The following is a 5,782-nucleotide window of genomic DNA, read 5'->3' on the forward strand; positions in this document are numbered from 1 at the left end:
AAAGTATGTCCGGCGGTGTCCTACTCTCCCACAAGGTCCCCCTTGCAGTACCATCGGCGCTGAGAGTCTTAGCTTCCGGGTTCGGAATGTGACCGGGCGTTTCCCTCTCGCTATGGCCGCCGAAACTCTAGAGACGTATCGTCTTGAAGTTTCAAACAGTCCAACACGAAGTGTTGAATGTTTGGTTCTCGACCGTACATCGAGAACCACATAGTGGACGCAAGCAATCTTGGCCCCACATGCCAGCCTTACAACATGCATGTGAGTGGTGATTATCAAGTTATCGGCTTATTAGTACAGGTCAGCTCCACGAGTCTTTAGTCCTCGCTTCCACATCCTGCCTATCAACCCAGTCGTCTAGCTGGGAGCCTCTCACCCCGGAGGGTATGGAAATCTCATCTCAAGGCCGGCTTCCCGCTTAGATGCTTTCAGCGGTTATCCATCCCGAACGTAGCTAATCAGCGGTGCTCCTGGCGGAACAACTGACACACCAGAGGTTCGTCCAACCCGGTCCTCTCGTACTAGGGTCAGATCCTTTCAAATTTCCTGCGCGCGCAGCGGATAGGGACCGAACTGTCTCACGACGTTCTAAACCCAGCTCGCGTACCGCTTTAATGGGCGAACAGCCCAACCCTTGGGACCTACTCCAGCCCCAGGATGCGACGAGCCGACATCGAGGTGCCAAACCATGCCGTCGATATGGACTCTTGGGCAAGATCAGCCTGTTATCCCCGAGGTACCTTTTATCCGTTGAGCGACAGCGCTTCCACAAGCCACTGCCGGATCACTAGTCCCGACTTTCGTCCCTGCTCGACTTGTCAGTCTCACAGTCAAGCTCCCTTGTGCACTTACACTCGCCATCTGATTGCCAACCAGATTGAGGGAACCTTTGGGCGCCTCCGTTACTCTTTAGGAGGCAACCGCCCCAGTTAAACTACCCACCAGGCACTGTCCCTGAACCGGATCACGGTTCGAAGTTAGATATCCAGAGTGACCAGAGTGGTATTTCAACAATGACTCCACCCGAACTAGCGTCCGAGCTTCACCGTCTCCCACCTATCCTACACAAGCCACACCGAACACCAATACCAAGCTGTAGTAAAGGTCACGGGGTCTTTCCGTCCTGCTGCGCGTAACGAGCATCTTTACTCGTAGTGCAATTTCGCCGAGTTCGCGGTTGAGACAGCTGGGAAGTCGTTACGCCATTCGTGCAGGTCGGAACTTACCCGACAAGGAATTTCGCTACCTTAGGATGGTTATAGTTACCACCGCCGTTTACTGGGGCTTAAATTCTCAGCTTCGCCTTGCGGCTAACCGTTCCTCTTAACCTTCCAGCACCGGGCAGGCGTCAGTCCGTATACATCGTCTTGCGACTTGGCACGGACCTGTGTTTTTAGTAAACAGTCGCTTCCCACTGGTCTCTGCGGCCTTCAAACGCTCCAGGAGTAAATCCCTTCACGCCTCAGGCCCCCCTTCTCCCGAAGTTACGGGGGCATTTTGCCGAGTTCCTTAACCACGATTCTCTCGATCTCCTTGGTATTCTCTACCTGACCACCTGAGTCGGTTTGGGGTACGGGTGGCTAAAACCTCGCGTCGATGCTTTTCTTGGCAGCATAGGATCACTGATTTCGTCCGTGAGGACTACCCATCGAGTCTCAGCCGTAATGAGAGACGGATTTGCCTATCTCTCGGCCTACATTCTTAGACCGGGACAACCATCGCCCGGCTCAGCTACCTTCCTGCGTCACACCTGTTAATACGCTAACCGCACCAGACGGGTTCGAGCGTTAGACCGGCGCGCTTCACCCCGAAGGGATCCATCTAGCCGGCTTAGGACTCTTAGCACTACTGGATTGGCGTGGGCGGTTTTTCGCCAGTACGGGAATATCAACCCGTTGTCCATCGACTACGCCTGTCGGCCTCGCCTTAGGTCCCGACTTACCCAGGGCGGATTAACCTGGCCCTGGAACCCTTGGTCTTTCGGAGGACGGGTTTCTCACCCGTCTTTCGCTACTCATGCCTGCATTCTCACTCGTGTAGCGTCCACGGCTGGTTTACACCGCCGCTTCACTCGCCACACGACGCTCTCCTACCCATCCACACGGCTGGACCACGAAGGCCTGCCACTAATATGAATGCCACGAATTCGGTGGCGTGCTTGAGCCCCGTTACATTGTCGGCGCGGAATCACTTGACCAGTGAGCTATTACGCACTCTTTCAAGGGTGGCTGCTTCTAAGCCAACCTCCTGGTTGTCTGTGCAACTCCACATCCTTTCCCACTTAGCACGCGCTTTGGGACCTTATTCGGTGGTCTGGGTTGTTTCCCTCTCGACGATGAAGCTTATCCCCCACCGTCTCACTGCTGCGCTCTCACTTACCGGCATTCGGAGTTTGGCTAACGTCAGTAACCTTTTGGGGCCCATCGGCTATCCAGTAGCTCTACCTCCGGCAAGAAACACGCAACGCTGCACCTAAATGCATTTCGGAGAGAACCAGCTATCACGAAGTTTGATTGGCCTTTCACCCCTATCCACAGCTCATCCCCTCCATTTTCAACTGAAGTGGGTTCGGTCCTCCACGACGTCTTACCGTCGCTTCAACCTGGCCATGGATAGATCACTTCGCTTCGGGTCTAGAACATGCGACTCACTCGCCCTATTAAGACTCGCTTTCGCTACGGCTTCCCCTCACGGGTTAACCTCGCCACATATCACTAACTCGCAGGCTCATTCTTCAAAAGGCACGCTGTCACACCAACAAGGGTGCTCCAACGGTTTGTAAGCAAACGGTTTCAGGTACTATTTCACTCCCCTCCCGGGGTACTTTTCACCTTTCCCTCACGGTACTTGTCCGCTATCGGTCATCTGGGAGTATTTAGGCTTATCAGGTGGTCCTGACAGATTCACACGGGATTTCTCGGGCCCCGTGCTACTTGGGATACTCTTCGCGCCATCGCAACATTTCGGCTACGGGGTTGGCACCCTCTATGACTGGCCTTTCAAAACCATTCGCCTATATTGCTTTGTAACGCTCGCTGTACGGCAGTAACAGCAGAAAAGTCCCACAACCCCGACCATGCAACGCCTGCCGGCTATCACACATGACCGGTTTAGCCTCATCCGGTTTCGCTCGCCACTACTCACGGAATCACTGTTGTTTTCTCTTCCTGTGGGTACTGAGATGTTTCACTTCCCCACGTTCCCTCTACCCGCCCTATATATTCAGGCGGGAGTCACCGGGTCACCCAAAGGGCCCGGCGGGGTTTCCCCATTCGGAAATCCTCGGATCAGGGCTCTATTATCAGCTCCCCGAGGCTTATCGCAGATTTATACGTCCTTCTTCGGCTCCAGATGCCAAGGCATCCACCGTTTGCTCTTAGAAACTTGAAATCACATGAGTTTGAATCGATCTCTTATAAAGAAATTGACCAATGATCTACGAACACCCCGAAGGGTGTTCTGTTGATCTTTGTGATCCAGACATAAATGCCTGAATCTAAGATGCTCGCGTCCACTGTGTAGTTCTCAAAGTACGGGCGGTACCCTCCCCGCATCCCGCTCAAAGGCGGAACCAGGAAAGGTCCAGAGGTTCACGTCCACCCACCCTCGAAAGGGTGAGCGACCCGGTCCCTCAGGACCCAACAGCGTGCACATGCAACCACCCCCGAACCAACCCGTTCCAAACCCCCCAAAGGAGAGGTCGTACTAGCGCCGGCACGGTTCCTGCTGCACCAATGTCAATGTTCCACCCATGAGCCACCAGTCGAGAACGTGTGCCTCGAATCTGGCTGCCTGGACACCAAACGGTGCCAGATGCTCCTTAGAAAGGAGGTGATCCAGCCGCACCTTCCGGTACGGCTACCTTGTTACGACTTAGTCCTAATCACCGATCCCACCTTAGACAGCTCCCTCCCACAAGGGGTTAGGCCACTGGCGTTGGGTGTTACCGACTTTCATGACTTGACGGGCGGTGTGTACAAGGCCCGGGAACGTATTCACCGTGACGTTGCTGATTCACGATTACTAGCGACTCCGACTTCATGAGGTCGAGTTGCAGACCTCAATCCGAACTGAGACCGGCTTTTTGGGATTCGCTCCACCTTACGGTATTGCAGCCCTTTGTACCGGCCATTGTAGCATGCGTGAAGCCCAAGACATAAGGGGCATGATGATTTGACGTCATCCCCACCTTCCTCCGAGTTGACCCCGGCAGTCTCCTATGAGTTCCCACCATGACGTGCTGGCAACATAGAACGAGGGTTGCGCTCGTTGCGGGACTTAACCCAACATCTCACGACACGAGCTGACGACAACCATGCACCACCTGTTTACGAGTGTCCAAAGAGTTGACCATTTCTGGCCCGTTCTCGTATATGTCAAGCCTTGGTAAGGTTCTTCGCGTTGCATCGAATTAATCCGCATGCTCCGCCGCTTGTGCGGGCCCCCGTCAATTCCTTTGAGTTTTAGCCTTGCGGCCGTACTCCCCAGGCGGGGAACTTAATGCGTTAGCTGCGACACGGAGACCGTGGAATGGCCCCCACATCTAGTTCCCAACGTTTACGGCGTGGACTACCAGGGTATCTAATCCTGTTCGCTCCCCACGCTTTCGCTCCTCAGCGTCAGTTACGGCCCAGAGATCTGCCTTCGCCATCGGTGTTCCTCCTGATATCTGCGCATTCCACCGCTACACCAGGAATTCCAATCTCCCCTACCGCACTCTAGTCTGCCCGTACCCACTGCAGGCTGGAGGTTGAGCCTCCAGTTTTCACAGCAGACGCGACAAACCGCCTACGAGCTCTTTACGCCCAATAATTCCGGACAACGCTTGCACCCTACGTATTACCGCGGCTGCTGGCACGTAGTTAGCCGGTGCTTTTTCTGCAGGTACCGTCACTTTCGCTTCTTCCCTACTAAAAGAGGTTTACAACCCGAAGGCCGTCATCCCTCACGCGGCGTTGCTGCATCAGGCTTGCGCCCATTGTGCAATATTCCCCACTGCTGCCTCCCGTAGGAGTCTGGGCCGTGTCTCAGTCCCAGTGTGGCCGGTCACCCTCTCAGGCCGGCTACCCGTCGTCGCCTTGGTGAGCCATTACCTCACCAACAAGCTGATAGGCCGCGAGTCCATCCTTGACCAAAAAATCTTTCCAACTGATGACCATGCGGTCTCAGCTCGTATCCGGTATTAGACGTCGTTTCCAACGCTTATCCCAGAGTCAAGGGCAGGTTACTCACGTGTTACTCACCCGTTCGCCACTGATCCAGAAGAGCAAGCTCCTCCTTCACCGTTCGACTTGCATGTGTTAAGCACGCCGCCAGCGTTCGTCCTGAGCCAGGATCAAACTCTCCGTAAATGATTACGCACAGTAACGACCACCGGAATAGGCGGACCGCACTGCAAGTTCGAAACTGACAGAACAAATCATTACTGACTTGCTTTGTTGTTCAATATGTTGTTTCCAAAGGAATCCTGTAGTCAACCGAAGTCAACCGACAGGGTATTTGGCATTTGACATTGTGCACGCTGTTGAGTTCTCAAGGATCGGATGCACCAGAACCAAGCCGTTAGGCCGCCGCTCCAGGCAACTTCTCTACCCTAGCACCAGCTTCTGGCCTGTCAAATCGACATGTCCGAGCGAAGTGTTTGGGGTTGTGATCTTTTCATCTTTGGTACCGATCCCCACAAGGGATGGTCTTCCGGAAAGTGAAGATCTGATGTCCCGCTTGAGGCCGGTAAGCTCTTCCGCTTTCCGCACCTGTGGGGTGACGAGTAAGAACATTACGG

General features: G+C 54.3%; 1 protein-coding gene and 3 rRNA genes. All 4 read right to left on the reverse strand.

The annotated features are described in order from the left end of the window. Positions 1-7 precede the first annotated feature (7 nt). A 5S ribosomal RNA gene (gene rrf / locus NVV95_RS18355) occupies positions 8-124 on the reverse strand. A 147-nt stretch (positions 125-271) separates the two neighbouring features. Beyond that, positions 272-3,390, reverse strand: a 23S ribosomal RNA gene (locus tag NVV95_RS18360). Between the two features lie 434 nt (positions 3,391-3,824). Next, positions 3,825-5,351 (reverse strand): 16S ribosomal RNA (locus tag NVV95_RS18365). The 16S, 23S and 5S rRNA genes sit together here, the layout of an rRNA operon. Positions 5,352-5,588: 237 nt before the next feature. Next, the coding region (locus NVV95_RS18370) for a hypothetical protein (protein WP_259488031.1) at positions 5,589-5,782 on the reverse strand (194 nt) is incomplete at its 5' end.

Source organism: Herbiconiux gentiana, assembly GCF_024978135.1.
Taxonomy (GTDB): Bacteria; Actinomycetota; Actinomycetes; order Actinomycetales; family Microbacteriaceae; genus Herbiconiux; species Herbiconiux gentiana.